The organism is Pseudoxanthomonas sp. GW835-FHT14C01 (genome assembly GCF_058793715.1).
Map to the genome: position 1 here is coordinate 1,078,787 of NZ_JBXAGB010000001.1, position 18,538 is coordinate 1,097,324.

The 18,538-nt window shown below is 69.1% G+C and carries 12 protein-coding genes; 2 read left to right on the plus strand and 10 right to left on the minus strand.

Going from position 1 to position 18,538, the window contains the following annotated elements; genetic code table 11:
* Positions 1-118: 118 nt before the first annotated feature.
* From AC1Q5B_RS04775 to AC1Q5B_RS04815, 9 genes are all read right to left on the minus strand, one after another.
* Entirely contained in the window at positions 119-1,945 is a 1,827-nt protein-coding gene (locus AC1Q5B_RS04775) for a carboxypeptidase regulatory-like domain-containing protein (RefSeq protein ID WP_492630575.1), read from the minus strand.
* A complete protein-coding gene (locus tag AC1Q5B_RS04780; RefSeq protein WP_492630576.1) occupies positions 1,942-4,113 on the minus strand; it encodes a hypothetical protein in 2,172 nt (723 codons plus the stop codon). Before AC1Q5B_RS04780 ends, AC1Q5B_RS04775 begins: the two co-directional genes overlap by 4 nt.
* A complete protein-coding gene (locus AC1Q5B_RS04785; RefSeq protein WP_492630577.1) occupies positions 4,110-5,273 on the minus strand; it encodes a BatA domain-containing protein in 1,164 nt (387 codons plus the stop codon). The genes AC1Q5B_RS04780 and AC1Q5B_RS04785 overlap by 4 nt, the downstream gene beginning before the upstream one ends.
* On the minus strand, positions 5,270-6,160 hold the full coding sequence (locus AC1Q5B_RS04790) for a DUF58 domain-containing protein (protein WP_492630578.1): 891 nt from the start codon (positions 6,158-6,160) through the stop codon (positions 5,270-5,272). The genes AC1Q5B_RS04785 and AC1Q5B_RS04790 overlap by 4 nt, the downstream gene beginning before the upstream one ends.
* Positions 6,161-6,168: 8 nt before the next feature.
* Entirely contained in the window at positions 6,169-7,161 is a 993-nt protein-coding gene (locus AC1Q5B_RS04795; protein WP_492630579.1) for an AAA family ATPase, read from the minus strand.
* 103 nt (positions 7,162-7,264) lie between these two features.
* Positions 7,265-7,969, minus strand: coding sequence for a DUF4159 domain-containing protein (locus AC1Q5B_RS04800; protein ID WP_492630580.1), 705 nt, complete (start codon positions 7,967-7,969; stop codon positions 7,265-7,267).
* Positions 7,970-8,159: 190 nt separating this feature from the next.
* Positions 8,160-9,494, minus strand: a complete 1,335-nt coding sequence (locus AC1Q5B_RS04805) for a TldD/PmbA family protein (RefSeq protein ID WP_492630581.1) — start codon at positions 9,492-9,494, stop codon at positions 8,160-8,162.
* Between the two features lie 97 nt (positions 9,495-9,591).
* Entirely contained in the window at positions 9,592-11,226 is a 1,635-nt protein-coding gene (locus AC1Q5B_RS04810) for a TldD/PmbA family protein (RefSeq protein ID WP_492630582.1), read from the minus strand.
* A 173-nt stretch (positions 11,227-11,399) separates the two neighbouring features.
* Positions 11,400-13,028 carry a TldD/PmbA family protein gene (locus AC1Q5B_RS04815; protein ID WP_492630583.1) on the minus strand — a complete coding sequence of 543 codons (1,629 nt, stop codon included), beginning with the start codon at positions 13,026-13,028 and terminating at the stop codon, positions 11,400-11,402.
* Positions 13,029-13,152: 124 nt separating this feature from the next.
* Here AC1Q5B_RS04815 and AC1Q5B_RS04820 point away from each other — a divergent pair, with 124 nt between their 5' ends.
* Both AC1Q5B_RS04820 and AC1Q5B_RS04825 read left to right on the plus strand, forming a co-directional pair.
* Positions 13,153-13,989: an NYN domain-containing protein gene (locus AC1Q5B_RS04820; RefSeq protein WP_492630584.1), complete on the plus strand. Its 837-nt coding sequence runs from the start codon at positions 13,153-13,155 to the stop codon at positions 13,987-13,989.
* Entirely contained in the window at positions 13,989-14,624 is a 636-nt protein-coding gene (locus AC1Q5B_RS04825) for a DUF938 domain-containing protein (RefSeq protein WP_492630585.1), read from the plus strand. The genes AC1Q5B_RS04820 and AC1Q5B_RS04825 overlap by 1 nt, the downstream gene beginning before the upstream one ends.
* A gap of 70 nt (positions 14,625-14,694) precedes the next feature.
* On the opposite strand, the gene AC1Q5B_RS04830 is transcribed toward AC1Q5B_RS04825, so the two are convergent.
* Positions 14,695-18,405: an indolepyruvate ferredoxin oxidoreductase family protein gene (locus tag AC1Q5B_RS04830; RefSeq protein WP_492630586.1), complete on the minus strand. Its 3,711-nt coding sequence runs from the start codon at positions 18,403-18,405 to the stop codon at positions 14,695-14,697.
* Positions 18,406-18,538: the final 133 nt, after the last annotated feature.

An 18,538-nucleotide genomic window follows, 5' to 3' on the forward strand; every position in this document is an offset into this window, starting at 1 on the left:
GTGGTGAGGTCGTGGGACGGTGTGCCTGTCGATCGCGGCAGATCAAGCCAGCCCTGCTTTGCCGTGGAAAAGCGTGGTTCGACAGGCTACCCGCGAGCGGGCCGGAAACGCGGACTTCTCAAACCGTCACGGGACGCCGCCGCTCCAGCCACCAGAGCAGGCCGGCGGCGAACAGCCAACCGAGGAACCAGGGCCATGCCGGCCCGCGGGCGCCTTCCGTCGCCGAAGAAGCGACGTTCCCGGACGCGGAGTGCGATGCCAGCGGCAGGGTCTGTTCGCGCACCGCCATGGCGTGGAGCAGCGGGGCATCGTCCGTCGCGCGCACGTGGAAGGATGCGGTCGTGTCGCCGCTCGCCAGTTGGTGCCAGCCGGCCATGCGCGGCCAGAAGCCGCCACAGCCGGCGGTACCGGTCGCCGCGTCGCGCTGCAGGCGGGTGACGGTGCCATCCGGCGCCGCGACCTGCGCATCGTCGGCGAGGCCGCACAGCGTCACGCGCTGCGAGACGCGCGCATCGTCCGGCATCGCCGGCGCCGCACCCGGGGTCGTGCGCGCGAGCGTGCCCAGCGCCTGTGACCACAGCACGGCATGCGTATCGGCGTGGCCGGCCAGTGCGAGTGCGTAGGTGTCGGTCGGCGTCCATGCGCCGATGCGGCCGCGCCCTTCCGCTCGCCACCACGCGATCGCCGTACCGTCGGCTGCGCGCAGCAGCGGGATCGCGTCCGGCCATGCGGTGCGCAGTGCCCGCCGCGTCAGCGTCGGCAGGCCGGCGGGCACCGCATCGGCATCGACCGGCGCATCCGCGGTCCCGGCGCCGCGACGTGCGCGCCAGGCATCGTCGTCGGGCGCGGGACGCGGTAGCTGGAACTGCGCGTCTTCGCTGCCGGCCAGCGCCAGGCCGAGCATGCGCTGCACGCCCGGCGCCAGCGCGCCATCGGTGCGCACCAGCACGCCCAGGCCATCGCGGACCGCCGCCGTGAGGGCCGCACGCTGACCGTCGCCGAGCGACGCGGCGCTGCGTGCATCCAGCAGGACCAGATCGAAGCGGCGCAGCGTGTCGGCCGTCATCGGCAGCGGCGCATCGCCCAGCTGCAGGCCGCCGCCGAGACTGATCTGCAGGTGCAGTGGAACGCCCGCGTCGGCGGCCCAGCGGCGCAGGTACTTCCATTCCGCATTCGGCGCTCCGGCCAGTGCCCATACGCGCGGCGCGGACGCCGGCTGCGTCCACACCGGCACGGTCGCGGTGTCGACGACGGCCCGCTTCGCATCCAGCACCTCGATGCGGAACGACGCCGGACCGGGCAGGCGGCTCACGCCGTCGAGGCGGAAACCGCCCTGCGCATCCGGCACGGTCGCGCCGATGCGCTGGCCGGCGGGATCGCGCAACACCACCGTCGCCTGCGGCACGTCGTGTACGCGGCCGTTGACGATGAAGGTCGCACCCGTGGCGACGGGCGCGACCGTCGCCAGCCGCACAAGGCCGCGCGGCAGTGGCGTCGCGGAGAACGCGAGTCCGCGATCGCCAATGGCATCGCGGTCGCGCGCTTCCAGGCCGTCGCCGACGATGTGCAGCCTGCCGGCCTGGGGGTGACGGCGCAGCGCGGTGCCGAGATCGGGCACGCGCTCCGCATCGAGGCCGGCCGGCGCTTCGGGCAGCGCGACGCGCGGCTGGCCCTGCAGCGCCGCAGGCACGGCGACCCGGTCCGCCCGCGCGGTCATCACCACCAGCGTGCCGGTGGTGGCGGTCTGTCGCGGTGGCAGCAGGGTGAAGTAAAGCAGCAACGCAACGACGGGTTGCAGCAGGCACAGCAGCGCGAATCGCGCCGACGACCCCCGAGGGTCCTGCGGCGCACGACGGCGCCACAGCGCGAGGCGCAGCCAGGCCATCGCCACGGCGAGCGCGAGCAGCACGGCGAGCAGCATTGGCAGGGAAGCGGACAGGTTCATCGCGCCGGCTCCTGCCGCAACGCATCCAGGTAGCGGCGGCCGGCGGCGTCCGCTGCACCACGCCGCGGTACCTGCGCCGGCGGTTGCGCGGACGCCGACCACAGCAGCGCACGCAGCCGCTGGCGGCACGGCGCGCAAGCGGGATCGCCGCGGACCTCGTCGATGGCGACGAACAGGTCCAGCGCATCCGGCATGCGTGCTTCGTTCGTCCGCAGCCAGGCCTGCAACGCATCGAGATCGGCCGTCTCGGCCGCTGCCGCATCGTTCGCCAGCGCCGTCCAGACACGCACCGGTGCGGCATAGTCGTCCTTCGGTCGCTCGAGCGCGCCGAGCGCGCGCGGCGCGATACCGGTGCGGTCGCCGCCGAGCCGGCGTGTTTCGTCGATCGGCGGCAATTCCGGCCCCACGCGCGCGAGGTAGATGCGCGTGGCCTGCTGCACCTGCTTGATGTACTCGAGCGCCTTGTAGGCGAACGGCAGCGCCTGGTCCGGATGGCCCTGGCGCAGGTGCAGTTCGGACTGCCACATCTGGTCCAGCGCCTTCTTCAGCGTGGCGCGCGTCTCCGGATCGAGCAGCGTCGCGGCTTCGGCGTGGTCGTGGGTGTGGCCATACGCCTCGAGCACATCGGCTTCGCGCCCGAAGCTGGCGCCGGTCGCGCTGGTGGCTTCGCCGTGACCGTGGCCCTCGTCGGCCTGTGCGGTGTCGTGCCCATGATCGTGGCCGTCGTCGTCCGCGTGCCCGTCGTCGGTATCGTTGGTCGGCGGGGGCTGCGGCTCGCCTTCGGCTTCCTCGCCGAGGAACTGGCCGTAACGCAGGCGCAGGATGCGCTGGTCCACGCCGATCGCGTCCGCGCGGGCGACGAACGTATCCGCCGCCAGGCTGCGCTTCTGCTTCTGCAGCGCTTCGGCGTCGATGATGATCTGGCGCTGGCTGCGGAAGTAGGCCGGCATCACCTTCTTCACCAGGCCTTCCAGTCCCGTGCTCTCCTGGCCGAGGTCGGCCGGCCAGCGCAGGATCAGACCAGGACTCTGCGCGCGCTGCGGCGACGGCGAGCGCGTGTCCTGCACGGTCAGTTGGGCGATCAGATCGTCGCCCACCGCCATGCCCAGGGCCTTCAGGTCCAGCGAGGCGGTGAAGCGGCGCGCCGTCGCCGGACCCGTGCCGCGCAGCGTCATCGCCTGTTCCTTGAAGGCGATGTTCTCGCCGCTGCCCTGCGCCAGCGTCAGCTTCAGGGTGGCGGTCGGGGCAATACCGTAGTCGTCGCGCGCTTCGAACGAGAGCGGCCAGCGTGTCTGGCCGACCGTCACCAGGCTGAGTCCGCGGTCCGGCGCCAGCACCTTGACCTCCGGCGCGCGGTCGGGGATCGCATCGAGCCGGCGCAGCTTCGTGGGCGGCTGGTCTTCGGTGCCCGCGGCGACCACGCGGTACAGCGTCGACTTCGCCAGCACATGCGTGGCCTGCCAGGTGTCGCCGTCGCGCGACAGCGCGATGCGTTGGCCGTCGTGGAAGACCAGCGTGGCCGAGGCGGGTTGCGGTTCGAAGCGCAGCGTCCACGCCAGCCGTGAACCCGCCGGCGCCTTCGCATCGAGCGCGGTCTCGTCGTGCGCCGCGATCCCGGTGTAGGCGGGCGGCATCACGTGCAGGCGCTGCGCGACGAGATGCGGAATGCCGGGCGCGGCGGGAGCCGGCTCGTCCGAGGGCTGGAGCGTGCCGGGTTCGCCGGTGCGTGCGGGCCACAGCAGCGCTGTCGCGATCACGACGCTGGCCGCGATCCACAGCGCGGCGATGCGTGGCCAGGGCCATGGCGCGCGCAGGTCCGGTGCCGGCTGGGCGCGCAGGCGTTCGCGCACGCGCGATTGCTGCAGCTGCTGCAGCGGCGTCAACGAGGCGGGGGGCGCCCAAAGCAGGTCGGCGCTGTCGTCGAGATCCTTGCGGCGGGCATCCAGTTGGCGCACCAGCCAAGTGGTATCGAACGTGCGCGTCCGCCGCCAGGCGAGGAACGCGAGCAGGACGATGCCGAGGATGGCGACAGCGAACGCGATCCCGGGGGATGCGACGCGCCACAGCATGCCGCCGACGGCGACCGGGATCGCGGCGCCCAGCAGCAGTTGCCCGAGCAGCGCATGCCGGCGGACCTGCGTCAGGCGGTCCATGGCGGACAACGTCATGGCGCCACGCCCCGGCTGCGGCGCGTCGCCATCCAGCGTTCCACCAGCGCCAGCAGCGCGATCAGCAATGCCAACCCCGGTTGCAGGTCGCGCGGTGCGGCGGCATACGTCGCGCTGCCGGTGACGGGTGCGTAGTCGGTCGCCAGCACGCGGCTTGGCGCCACCGGTGGCGCATCGAACAAGGCGCGCAGCCGGTGCGGGAAGTCGGCCTCGACCAGGACCGGCATCGCATCCGGTCGCAGCGGGCGGGTGAAGCGCAGGACGCGTCCCTTTCCGCGCGCCGCCGACTCGACCAGCGCTGCGCCGTCGGCATCTCGCCACGGTGTCGCATCGGCCGCGAAACCGTCGAGCGCGCTGTCGTTCGCCAGCAGCACCGTGCCACCGGATTCGATCCACTGCGCGACCGGGGCAGGGAGCGGTCCCGGGACCAGCCACACCAGCGGACGCGTGATCGGCGGCAGTGCTTCATCCTGTGTGCCGACCTGCAGCGCCGGTGGTGCGTCGGCATTGGGCTGCCAGGCGCGCGCGGCGGCATGGAGGTAGCGCAGCCCGGTGTCGTTGCCCGTCGCGTGGCGCACGGCGAGTGCGGGCGCGGGTGAGGCGGGAGAGGAAGCCGCCGCCATCGCCCCGTCGACCACCGTCCACGTCACCGTGCGCGACAGCACCGGTCGTTCGGCATCGGCACCCTGCAGTGTCGCCGGCACGACGATGGTCAACGGGAGGCCTGACGGCAGTTCGGCATCCAGCTGACGCAGCAGGCTACCGACCGCGAGCACGCCCGCCGGCGAGGGCTCGTCCAGCGATGGGAAGTCCGGCGCCAACCAGTGCAGCCGTGCGTCCGCGCTGCCCGCCTGCTTGCGCACCGCCGCGACATCGATCCCGGGGACGGCGACGATCCACGGCCGCGTATCGTCCGCGCCCGACAGCACCGGCTTCGCCAGCCAAAGCGCGAGCAAGGCGAGCAGCAACAGCCGCATCAGCAACAGCGGCCATTCGTCGAAGCGGATGCGGTGGCGTGGCTTGGGCTTCTGCCGCAGCCAGCGCAGCGCGGCGAAGTCGGTCGGCGTCTGTTCGTGGCGGCGCGCCAGGTGCAGCAGCAACGGCAGCAGCAGTGCCGCGAGCGCGGCCAGTCCGGCGGGCAGCAGCAAGGCCAGGCTCATGCGTATTCCGCCGCGTCGCGCGCACCGAACAGCCGCCGCAGCGGCAGGTCCAGCGGCTGGTCGGTGTAGTAACGCGCGTGGCGGATGCCGCGGGCATCCAGCCGTGCATCGAGCAGGCGCTGCGCGTCGGCGAAACGCTGCAGGTAATCGGCGCGCAGCGTGGCGGCGTCGCCCAGCAGCTCCTCGCCGGTCTCCGGATCGCGGAAGCGGTGGCCGCCAGTGAACGGGAAGTCGCGCTCCTCGGCCGTCAGCAACTGGATCGCCAGCACCTCACGGCGTGCGGCGGCCAAGCGTTCGATCAGCGCGATCATCGCATCGTCGAAGCCGTCGCTCAGCGCCAGCACCAGGTCGCCGGCGCCGATGCGTTCCCACACCGGTGCGAGTTTGTCGGCGGCGGGAAACGTGCCGCCCGCACTCAGGCCGTGCAGGGCCAGCAGCAGCTGGTCGCGCTGGCGTGCGCCGTTGCCGGGCGACACCAGGCGTACGCCGTCGCCGCGCAGCACCAGCAGGCCGAAGCGGTCGCCCTGGCGCAGCGCGAGCTCGGCGATGCAGGCCGCCAGCCGGCGCGCGGCATCGAAACGCGTACCGCGCACGCCATCGCGCTGCGTCATCGAGGCAGTCGCGTCGAGCACGATCCACACGGTCAGCGGGCTCTCGCGTTCGGCTTCGCGCACGAAGAAGCGGTCCGAGCGTGCGTACAGTTTCCAGTCGATCTGGCGCAGTTCGTCGCCCGGCTCGTACGCGCGGTACTGCGCGAACTCCAATCCGGCGCCGCGGCTGCGGCTGTGGTGCACACCGATCCCCTGCGCGCCGATGGCGCGGCGCGCCGTCAGCCGCAGGTCCTTCAACCGGCTGCGGACGTCGGCGGGGATCAGGTCGTGCGCCACGGTGTCGATCAGGCGGCGAGCGGCACGCCGCGCAGCAGCGCGGCGATCACGTCGTCCGCGCTGACCTGTTCGGCCTCGGCGGCGAACGACAGCAGCAGGCGGTGGCGCATCACGGGCCTGGCCAGCGCGACGATGTCCTCGCGTGTCGCCGCCAGACGGCCGTGCAGCAACGCGCGTGCCTTCGCGGCCAGCACCAGCGACTGGCCGGCGCGCGGACCCGCGCCCCAGCGCACGTACTTGCGGATCTCCCCGGGCACGCCATCACCGGGACGGCTGGCGCGCACCAGCTTCGTGATCCAGCGCAGCAGGTCGTCGCTGACGTGCACGTCGCGCACGTGCTTCTGCAGCGCCAGCACCGCGTCGCCTTCCATCACGCGCGGTACGGCGTTGCCGGCCCGACCGGTGGTCTGCGCCAGGATGTCGTGTTCTTCCTGCTCGGTCGGATAGTCCACGCGGATATGCAGCAGGAAGCGGTCCAGCTGCGCTTCCGGCAGCGGATAGGTGCCGGCCTGTTCCAGCGGGTTCTGCGTGGCCAGCACGAAGAACGGCGACGGCAGCGCATGCGTGGTGCCGGCGTAGCTGACCGTGCGCTCCTGCATCGCTTCCAGCAGCGCGGCCTGCGTCTTCGGCGGCGTGCGGTTCAGCTCGTCGGCCAGCAGCAGGTGGGTGAAGATCGGGCCGGGCTGGAAACGGAAATGGCGGTGGCCGGTGCCGTGGTCCTCTTCCAGCAACTCGGTACCGAGGATGTCGCTGGGCATCAGGTCGGGCGTGAACTGTACACGGCGGAACTGCAGATGCAGTGCCTCGCCCAGCGAGCGCACCAGCAGCGTCTTGCCCAGGCCGGGCACGCCTTCCAACAGGCAGTGGCCGCCAGCGAGCAGGCCGATCAGCAACTGCTCCACCACATCCTGCTGGCCGACGATGGCCTGGCCGATGGCGGCGCGGAGTTCACCCAGTTTGGCGAGCTGTTGCTGGAGGTCGGATTCGGTGATGACGTTCATGCGGGTTCCGTGGAGGTCGTAGAGCGGAGCTTGCTCCGCTGCGGTATCGATGGTGCTGGCCCGAAGAGCAGCGGAGCAAGCTCCGCTCTACGGAGAAGAGGGATCATGTCGTCAGTGCATAGATCACGAGATTGACGCCGAACTTCGTATTGTCTTCGGCCAGGAAGCGCTTGTTGCGCCAGTCGTAGTCCCACTCGCAGCCGTAGTCCTTGTTGCTGTAGAGCACGCCGAGGCGGCCGTCGACCTCGATGCCCTGCAGGTAGTCGTGCACCAGGTCGTCGCCCCAGCCGTTGAGTTCGAAGCTGGTGGCCGGCGGGCCGTCGAACGTGAAGAACGAGGAATAGATGCCGTGCGTGTTGGGCAGCTTCTTCATCGCCCTGGCGCCGAAGATCGCCGCCATCTGCGCTTCGAACGACTTGGCGAACAGGCCGTCGATGTCGTGGTTGCAGTCGTCGACGAAAACGAAGCCGCCGTTGCGCACGTAGCGCTCGAAGTTGCGCTTCTCCGCCGGGTTGAAGTCCACCAGCTTGTGCCCGGCCAGGTAGCAGAACGGTGCCGCCAGCATGCGCGGGTCGGACAGCGCCAGCACGTGTTCCTTGGGGTCGACGCGCAGGCTGGTGTAGTCGATCAGCGAGGTGATGATGTTGGACGGCATGCGCGCGTCCACGTCCCAGTCGCCGGAGTCGTACTTCAGGCGGGTGAACCAGAAGTCGTAGTTGCCTGCGGCACGCGCGCGGCGCGGCGCGCCGGCCAGCAGCGCGCCGGCCAAGCCACCGCCGAACAGCCTCAGGAATTCGCTGCGCGTCATCCCCACGGTGAACCGCCCCTTCCCCCGCAAGCGGGGGAAGGCTGGGATGGGGGCAAGGGCGAAAGGGGTTTCATCGAAAGGCGTTGAGAGAAGGAGCGGGCTTCGGCGCGATCCGTGGCGCGGAACGCAGGCGGCTTCGTCGGGCCCCCACCCCAGCCCTCCCCCGCAGACGGGGGAGGGAGCAGAACACTTACACCGCGTCCGACAGCGAGGTGAAGGTGAAGTCGCGCAGCTTCATCGGCGGGATCATCATCACTAAGCTGGACTCGTCGCCCGCCACGCGGACGGGCCTGCCCAGTTCCTCGATGTTGTTGAGCATGATCACCGGCGACTCGTTGAAGCGGAAGTTCTTCACCGGATGCTTGATCTGACCGTTCTCGATGTAGAAGGTGCCGTCGCGGGTCAGGCCGGTCAGCAGCACGGTCTGCGGATCGACCATGCGGATGTACCAGGTGCGCGTGACCAGGATGCCCTTCTGCGTGCCGGCGACCAGTTCGGCGGTGGACTTGGTGCCGCCGGCGAAGAGCAGGTTGCCCGGCGAGCCGACCGCGCGCTTGCCCTGCTTCTGCGCCCAGAAGCGCGAGTACTCCAGGTTGACCACCTTGCCGTTCTCGACGATCGGCATCTTCTCGCGCGGCAGGCCTTCGTTGTCCCACGGCATCACTTCGGCGCCGGGGTGCCACGGATCGGCACTGATGTTGACGCGCGGATCGTAGACCTGTTCGCCCAGCTTGTTGCCGCCGCCCTTCTTGGACAGGAAGCTGCGGCCTTCGTCGGCCTGGCGCGCGTCGAAGAAGTTCATCATGAAGGAGATCAGGCCGGCCGCCGCGGCCGGTTCCAGGATGACCGTGTACTTGCCCGGCTCCAGCGCCTTCGCCTCGGCCGATTCGCTGGCCTTGCGCATCGCGGTGCGGATGTCGCTGTCGGCCTTGAACGCGCTGGCGTCCTTCAGGTTGCGGCCGACCCAGCCGGAACCGCGACCGTCTTCGGTGCGTACCGTGCAGGTGTAGTTGAACGCGGTGGCCTTCTGGTAGCCGAAGTTGCCCTTGCTGTTGGCGAAGGCGACGAAGCTCTGGCCGTCTTCCAGGAAGCCGGCGGCGATCAGCTTCTCGGCCTTGCACGGGTCGATCGAATCGGCGGCGACCTGGGCGCGGAATTCCGGCGTGATGGCGGCGGTGGACTCGCTGAAGGTCGGCGACGGGGTGTAGGTCTGCTTTTCGACGGCCGGCATGAACTCGGGGTTCTCCGGCGCCAGGCGGGCGAGGTCTTCCGCGCGGCGGACCACGCGTTCCAGCGAGGCGTCGTCGAACTCGTTGATCGTCGCCACGCCCGTACGCTTGCCGAACGCGACCTGCACGGCCAGGTCGGTGTTGCTGACGATGCCGCTGGTGGATACGTTGTTCAGCGCGAACCGGATGTTGCCTTCGATCGAGCCGGTGAGGGACGCGGTGCACTCGTCGGCCTTGGACAGCGCGAGGACCTTGTCGAGGATGGCCTTGGCCTGCGCTTCGGTGAGGATGCTCATGGAGTTTTTCCTTGTAGAGCGGAGCTCGCTCCGCTGCTCTTCGTTGTGTGGCAGGACCTACGTCTGACGCAGCCGAGCAAGCTCGGCTCTACAGGTCTCATCCCAGGCTTCGGGCGGTGTTGATGACGTTGATGCCGTTGAAGCGCGCGGTGGACGACCCGTGCGAGACCGCGGACACCTGGCCGGGCTGGCCCTTGCCGTCGAAGAACGAGCCGCCCAGGCGGTAGTCGCTCTCGTCGCAGACGGCGGTGCAGGCGTTCCAGAATTCCGGCGTGCGGATCTGGTAGGCCACGTCCTCGATCTGCTGGGTGATCTTGCCGTTCTTGATTTCGTAGAACAGCTGGCCGCCGAACTGGGCGTTGTAGCGCTGCTGGTCGATCGAGAACGAGCCGTCGCCGATGATATAGATGCCGTTCTCGACGTCCTTGACCATGTCGGCCACCGACAGCTTGGCCTTGCCGGCCGCCATCGACACGTTGGCCATGCGCTGGAACTGCACGCTGCTCCACGAGTCGGCATAGCAGCAGCCGTCGGATTCGGTCTTGCCCAGGATGTGGGCCTGGTCGCGGATGGTCTGGTAGTCGACCAGCTTGCCGGCGCTGACCAGGTCCCAGCGCTTGGTCTTGACGCCCTCGTCGTCGTAACCGACGGCGCCCAGGCTGCCGGGCTGCGTCTTGTCGGCGAACAGGTTGACCAGCTCGCTGCCGTACTGGAAGCGCTGCTCGCGCTTGTCCAGCGTGGCGAAGCTGGTGCCGGCGTAGTTGGCCTCGTAGCCGAGCACGCGGTCCAGCTCCAGCGGATGGCCGACCGACTCGTGGATGGTCAGCCAGGTGTGCGACGGGTCCAGCACCAGGTCGTACTTGCCGGGCTTGACCGACGGCGCGGTCAGCTTGGCGCGCGCCTGCTTGGCCGACGCGATGGCGTCTTCCTTCATGTCGTAGGACAGGCCGTAGTTGATGACGCCGTTGGGCGTGGCGTACTTCTGCGAGGCGTCGCCGTCGAGGTACTCGTAGCCCATGCCGACCGGCGAGGACAGGCCGTCGCGGGTGCGGAACTTGCCGCTGGCCTTGTCGATCGCGGTGACCGTCATCGGCACCCAGATGCGGTGCACGTCCTGGTCGATGTAGGAGCCGTCGGTGCTGGCGAAGTACTTCTGCTCGTTGACCACGAACATCATCGAGTTGACGAAGTCGGCGCCGGCGTTGATCGCCGCGGCGTTGACGCCCAGCAGCAGGTCGACCTTGTCCTTGATCGGCACGTCCATCGCGTTCTTCTTGATGGGCGTCTTCCACGACACCTCGCCGAAGCCCGGTGCCTTGGCCAGTTGCACCGGCGCGGTCTGCGTCTTGCTGTTGGCCTGGGCGATGGCGGCGGCCTGGCGCGCGGCGGCCGCCACGCCGTCGGCGGTCAGCGTGTTGGTGGCGGCGAAGCCCCAGGCGCCGTTGGCGATCACGCGGATGCCGGCGCCGGTGGACTCGGTGTTCACCACGTTCTGCACCTTGTCCTCGCGGGTGATCACGAACTGGCGCAGGTAGCGGCCGATGCGCACGTCGCAGTAGGTCGCGCCGGCCTGCCTGGCGGCAGCCAGCGCGGCGTCGGCGAGGCGCTTCTTGAACGCGACGTCGAGGGTGGACTGGAGCTGCTCGGCGGCGATCGCCTTGCCGAAGTAGGACGGCACCATCAGGCCGCCCACGGTGAGGCCGGTCAGGGCCAGGAAATCACGACGTTGCAAGGCAGTTCTCCACCGGTTGGGCCTGCGGGGCAGGCGGGGCTGCGACGGTAACGCTCGGTCCCGCGCCATCCCCGCGCAGGTCGTCCCCGATTCTTGCCTTGCGTGCCGACAGCGTCAAATGACTTTCGGCATACGTACGGCGCGCAACGGACGGAATTGCGACGTGCGGCGGCTCAGCCCAGGCTGCGCGCGGTGTTGATGATGTTGATGCCGTTGAAGCGCGTCGTCGCCGAGCCGTGCGAGACGGCGGAGACCTGGCTCGGCTGGCCCTTGCCGTCGAAGAAGGAACCGCCCAGGCGGAAATCGCGCGCGTCGCAGATCGCGGTGCAGGCGTTCCAGAATTCCGGCGTACGGATCTGGTAGGCCGCATCCTCGATCTGGCGGGTCACCTCGCCATTCTTGATCTCGAAGTACAGCTGGCCGCCAAACTGGGCGTTGTAGCGCTGCTGGTCGATCGAGTACGAGCCACGGCCATGGATGTAGATACCGTTCTCCACGCCCTTGACCATCTCCGCCACGGTCAGCGGCGCCTTGCCCGGCGCCAGCGACACGTTGGCCATGCGCTGGAACTGCACGCTGCTCCACGAATCGGCGTAGCTGCAGCCATGCGAGGCATCCTCGCCGAGGATGTGCACCTCGTCGCGCGTGGCCTGGTAATTGACCAGCACGCCGTCCTTCACCAGGTCCCAGCGGCGCGTCTTCACGCCTTCGTCGTCATAACCGACGGCGCCGAGGCTGCGCGGTTCGGTCTTGTCGGCGGTGAAGGTGACGATGGGGCTGCCCCACTGGAAACGCTGCTCGCGCTTGTCCAGCGTGGCGAAGCTGGTGCCGGCGTAGTTGGCCTCGTAGCCGAGCACGCGGTCCAGCTCCAGCGGGTGGCCCACGTTCTCGTGGATGGTCAGGAACAGATTGGACGGGTCCAGCACCAAGTCGTACTTGCCCGGCTTCACCGACGGTGCGGTCAGCTTGGCGCGGGCCTGCCTGGCCGCGGCGACGATATCCTCGCGCAGGTCGTAGGACGCGCCATACGCGACTATGCCGCCGGGGAGCGCGATCTTGTCGGCGGCATTGGCATCCAGGTACTCGTAGCCCATGCCCATCGGCGCGGACAGACCGTCGCGCGTCTTGAACCTGCCGGTGGCCTTGTCCACGACCGTCACGGTGAAGGGCACCCAGATGCGGTGCACGTCCTGGTCGATGTAGGAACCGTCGGTGCTGGCGAAGTACTTCTGCTCGTTGATCACGAACATGCGCGACGCCGCGAAGCTGGCCCCGGCCGACAGCGCCGTGGCGTTGGCGTCGAGCAGCAGGTCGACCTTGTCCTTCACCGGCACCGCCATCGCGTTCTTCACGATCGGCGTCTTCCATGCCACCTCGCCGGTACCGGCCAGCGGTGCCAGCTGGACCGGTTTGCCCTGGATGCGCGCATTGGCACGGGCGATCGCCACCGCTTGCCGGGCCGCCGCGGCGACCCCGTCGGTCGTCTGGTCGTTGGTGGCCGCGAACCCCCACGCCCCCTGCGCGATCACGCGCACGCCGATGCCGGAGGACTCCGTGTTCACCACGTTCTGCACCTTGTCCTCGCGGGTGATCAGCGACTGTCGCAGATAGCGCCCGATGCGCACGTCGCAGTAGGTCGCGCCCGCGGCGGTCGCCGCCGCCAGCGCGGCATCGGCCAGGCGCTTCTTCTTCGCCACGTCGCCGGGTTCCAGCAGCGCTTCGGCGGCGATGACGCGCGTGCCGGGCAGCGCGAGCCCCGCGAGGGTGAGGCCACCGAGGGCGAGGAAGTCGCGTCGTTGCATCGATCGGGTCCTGGAGCGGAAGCCTCCGGACTGTCGTCGGCACGCGAGGCAACGTCAAGTGACGCCGGTCATGCCGCGGCGACGTGGTGCACAATGCACCCGATCCTGCACAGGAATGGCGCACATGAAATCCCGTCCGGTCGCCCGGCCCGAAAACGACGACGAACAGCCGCGGCTGGCCGTGCTGATCGACGCCGACAACGCGCAGCCCGCCGTCATCGAAGGCCTGCTGGCGGAAACCGCCAAGTACGGCGTCGCCAGCGTCAAGCGCATCTACGGCGACTTCACCAGCACGCGCATGACGCAGTGGAAGCAGGCCCTGCTGAAGCACTCGATCAACCCGGTGCAGCAGTTCGCCTACACCAGCGGCAAGAACGCCACCGACAGCTCGCTGATCATCGACGCGATGGACCTGATGTACACGCGCCGGTTCGACGGCGTCTGCCTGGTGTCCAGCGACAGCGACTTCACCCGCCTGGCGCAGCGCCTGCGCGAGGAAGGGCTGACCGTCTACGGTTTCGGCGAGCGCAAGACGCCGGACGCGTTCGTGCAGGCCTGCGACAAGTTCATCTACGTCGAGGTGCTGCGCAGCGAGGTACCGGCACCGCCTGCGCCGCCGTCTCCACCGAAACCCGCGAAGAAGACCGCCAGGCCGGCGGCGAAGAAGCCGGCCACGCAGGCCGAACCAACCGCCGCGCCCGCGGTGGAATCGGGCAGGCACGAATCATTGCCGCTGAAGCTGATCCGCCAGGCCATCGAGGATGCCAGCGACGATCAGGGCTGGGCCTTCCTCGGCAGCGTCGGCAGTTACCTCAACAAGGTGCGGCCGGACTTCGACACCCGGCTGTACGGACACAAGAAGCTCAGCGACCTGGTGAAGGCGCACCCGCGTCACTTCACCGTCGAGGAGCGCGGCGGCGAGAACGGCGTCAAGCGCATCTATGTGCGTTCGGCCGGGTGATGGCGACGGAGAAGCCGTTCGCGCCGTCGTGCGCGCGCAATCAGGGACCGATCCTGGAGGTTCTGCAGCGGCATTTCGGCGACACGCGCCGCGTGCTCGAGATCGGCAGCGGGACCGGCCAGCACGCGGTGCACTTCGCGGCGGCGATGCCATGGCTGGCCTGGCAGAGCAGCGATCGCGCGGATAACCTGGCGGGCATCGAGGCGTGGCTCGACGACGCGGCCTTGCCGAACACGCCGCCCGCTGTCGAACTCGATGTCGACGCACCCTGGCCCGCCGCGACATTCGATGCCGTCTTCACCGCCAACAGCCTGCACATCATGGGCTGGCCGCAGGTCGAAGCGTTCTTCGCCGGTGTGGCGACGGCGCTGGCGCCCGGCGGGCTGTTGGTGGTCTACGGCCCCTTCAACTACGACGGCGACTTCACCAGCGACAGCAACCGCGCGTTCGAGCAGTGGTTGAAGGACCGCGATCCCGCGTCCGGCATCCGCGACTTCGAAGCCGTCAACGCACTGGCGCGCGGTATCGGCCTGGTGCTGGTCGAGGACACCGCGATGCCGGCGAACAACCGCTGTCTGGTCTGGCAGCGTAGCGTGCGCCGTGCGCACGACCCGGCGTTGTCGGAAGGGTCATAAGGCCGTGCCCGTGGCACATGCTACGCAAAGGGAATGGAAAAACCCCGCCGGAGCGGGGTTTTCCGTCTGCTTAGGCCGCCTGCACGATGTGCAGCGACTTGGGGTTGCGCCATAGGCCGAGCAGTTCCGCCTCGCGCGCCTTCGCCGCGTGGAGGTGCTTTTCCTTGACGTGGCCGTAGCCGCGGATGTGTTCCGGGATGCTGGCGATTTCCACTGCCAGGCCCAGCCGGTCGGCATCCAGCGCGCCGAGCAGTTCGTCAACGGTCCTGCCGTAATCGGCGATCAACTGGCGCTCGCCCTTGCGCTCGTCGGTGTAGCCGAACACGTCGAAGCTGCCGCCGCGCAGGAAGCGCAGCTTCGCCAGCAGGCCGAACGCCTTGAACATCCACGGCCCGTATTCCTTCTTCATCAGGCGGCCATGCGCGTCCTTCTTGGCGAAGAGCGGCGGTGCGAGGTGGAAACGCACCTCGTAGTCGCCGTCGAACTGCTGCTGCAGGCGGCGCTGGAAGTCGCCGCTGGTGTACAGGCGCGCGACTTCGTACTCGTCCTTGTACGCCATCAGCTTGAAGAAGTAGCGGGCCACCGCCTCGGTCAGCGCGGTCGAACCGGGCGCCTTGATGTTCTCGGCCGAGCGCACCTTCGTCACCAGGTCGGTGTAGCGACGCGCGTATGCGGCGTCCTGGTACTCGGTGAGGAAGGCCGAGCGGCGTGCGACCAGTTCGTCCAGCGAGCGCGACAGGCGCAGGTCGTCCAGGGGCAGGAAGGCGACGTTGTCGCCGCTGCCCGCCCCGTTGTCCGGGAGACCGCGCAGTTCGCTTTCATTGCCCGGATTGCGTGGCGCGGCGTTGGCGCCCCACTCGGTACTTTCCCATTCGCCCGGCGGCAGGATCTGCAATGTCCCCGGCGTGCGCTCGCTCTCGGTCTGCGTGTTGTGGATCAGGCCGGCCGCTTCCTGTACCGCCTGCGGATTCACCACGGCGAGGCGGCCCCAGGCGAACGCGGTCTTGTTCATCTCGATCGCGGCGCCATTGAGTTCGACCGCACGCATGATCGCGTCGAACGAGATCGGCACCAGTCCCTGCTGCCAGGCGTAGCCCAGCATGAAGAGGTTGCTGCCGATCGCGTCGCCGATCAGCGCGGTCGCGATCTGCGTGGCGTCGACCAGCATCGGATCACGACCGCCGAGGGCGACCTTGACGCCGGCGACGATGTCGGTGGCCGGGAACTGCATGTCCGGATGCGTGGTGAACGTGCCCGGCATCGCCTCGTAGGTGTTCAGCACCACCTGCGAGCGCTCGCCACGCACCTTGGACAGTACCCAGTAGTCGTTGACCACCACCATGTCGCAGCCCAGCACCAGGTCGGCTTCGCCGGCGGCGATGCGCACGGCGTGGATGTCTTCCGGCGTGCGCGCGATGCGGATGTGCGTGGTCACTGCGCCGCCCTTCTGCGCCAGGCCGGTCTGGTCGAGCACGCTGGCGCCCTTGCCCTCCAGGTGGCCGGCCATGCCGAGCAGCGCGCCGATGGTCACCACGCCGGTGCCGCCGACGCCGGTGATCAGGATGTTCCAGGGCTGGTCGAGGTCGGACTTGAATGTCGGCGCCGGCAATGAAGCCAGCAGGTCAGCCGCATTCGCTTTCTTGCCCTTGCGCGGCGTGCCGCCATGCACCGTGACGAAGCTCGGGCAGAAGCCGTCGACGCAGCGGAAGTCCTTGTTGCAGTTCGACTGGTCGATCTCGCGCTTGCGGCCGAACTCGGTTTCCTTCGGCAGTACCGACACGCAGAAGCTCTTCACGCCGCAGTCGCCGCAACCTTCGCAGACCAGCGTGTTGACCATCGTGCGCTTGGCCGGGTCCGGCAGCTTGCCGCGCTTGCGGCGGCGCCGCTTCTCGGTGGCGCAGACCTGGTCGTAGATCAGGATGGAGACGCCCTTCACGTCACGCAGGCGGCGCTGCACGTCGTCCAGTTCGGCGCGGTCGAAGAACTCCACGCCGGAGGGGAACAGCTCGCGCTTGCTCCACTTGCGGACGTCGTCGCTGACCACGACGATCGTGTCGACGCCCTCGGACCGCATCATGTGCGCGATCTGCGGCACCGACAGCGTGCCGTCCACCGGCTGGCCGCCGGTCATCGCCACCGCGTCGTTGTAGAGGATCTTGTAGGTGATGTTCACCCCGGTGGCGACCGACTGGCGCACCGCCAGCGAACCGGAGTGGAAGAACGTGCCGTCGCCGAGGTTCTGGAACACGTGCTGCGTTTCGGTGAACGGCGCCTGCCCCGACCACGTCACGCCTTCGCCGCCCATGTGGGTGAAGGTGTCGGTATCGCGGTCCATCCACGTGACCATGTAATGGCAGCCGATGCCGCCGAGCGCGCGCGAGCCTTCCGGTACAACCGTCGAGGTGTTGTGCGGGCAACCGCTGCAGTAGTGCGGCACGCGCGGGAAGTTGGCGCGCGGCAGCGCCATCTCGGCTTCCTTCTCTTCCATCCAGCGCAGGCGCTGTTCGATGGATTCGGTGGTGAAGAACCGCTGGATGCGGCGGCCGATCACGCCGGCGATCGTCGCCGGCGTCAGCTCGCCGGTGGACGGCAGGATCCACTCGCCGGCTTCGTCGTACTTGCCGACGATGGACGGACGCGTGCCCGCGCTGGCCGGCCAGTTGTAGAAGTACTCCTTCATCTGCCGCTCGATGAAGGCGCGCTTCTCCTCCACCACGACGATGTCTTCCAGCCCCTTGGCGAACTCGGTGATGCCGACCGGTTCCAGCGGCCAGGTCATGCCGACCTTGTAGACGCGGATCCCGATGTCGGCGCAGGCCTGTTCGTCCAGGCCCAGGTATTCCAGCGCCTGCAGCACGTCCAGGTAGCTCTTGCCGGTGGTGACGATGCCCAGCCGCGCGCGCGGCGAATCCAGCACGATCCGGTCCACCTTGTTCGCCCGCGCGAACGCCTGCGCCGCGGCGACCGCGTACTTGTGCAGGCGCATCTCCTGGTCGAGGGGGGGATTCGGCCAGCGGATGTTGAGGCCGCCGGCCGGCATGGCGAAATCTTCCGGCAGGAGGATCTCGCGTGCGAACGGATCCACCTGCACCGAGGCCGACGACTCCACCGTCTCCGCGATCGTCTTGAAGCCGATCCAGCGGCCCGTGTAGCGACTCATCGCCCAGCCCACCAGGCCCAGGTCGAGGATGTCCTGCACGCCGGCCGGGTTCAATACCGGCATCATCGCGCTGACGAATTCGTCCTCCGACCCGTGCGGCAGCGTCGAGCTGCGGCAATTGTGGTCGTCCGCGGCCAGCGCGAGCACGCCGCCGAACTTCGACGTGCCGGCGGCGTTGCCGTGCTTGAACACGTCGCCGCAGCGGTCCACGCCGGGACCCTTGCCGTACCACATGGAATAGACGCCATCGACGGTGGCGCCGGGGAACAGGTTGGTCTGCTGCGTGCCCCACACCATGGTGGCGCCCAGGTCCTCATTGAGGCCGGGGGTGAACTTCACGCCGGCGGACTCGAGATGCTTGCGCGCGCGCCACAGCTCCAGGTCGAAGCCGCCGAGCGGCGAGCCGCGGTAGCCGCTGATGAAGCCGGCGGTGTTGAGGCCGGCGGCCTGGTCGCGGAGCCGCTGCATCAGCGGCAGCCGTACCAGTGCCTGCACGCCGCTCAGGTAGATGCGGCCGTCGGTGCGCGTGTACTTGTGTTCCAGCGTGTAGTCGCTGTCGATCACCCCGATCTGCGGCGTGTTGGCGGACGAGGGCGAGGTGAGTTCGGCGGTGCTGGTCATGGCGGGCCCAAGGCGGCTGGCGAGGCCCGATAACCCCTCGGGCGTGAAGGCGCGCATTGTAACAGCGGCTTTTTCTGTGACGCGCATCACTGCCTCGTTGTGCGTTGCAGCGGTTAGGATGCGTCGGGGGGCT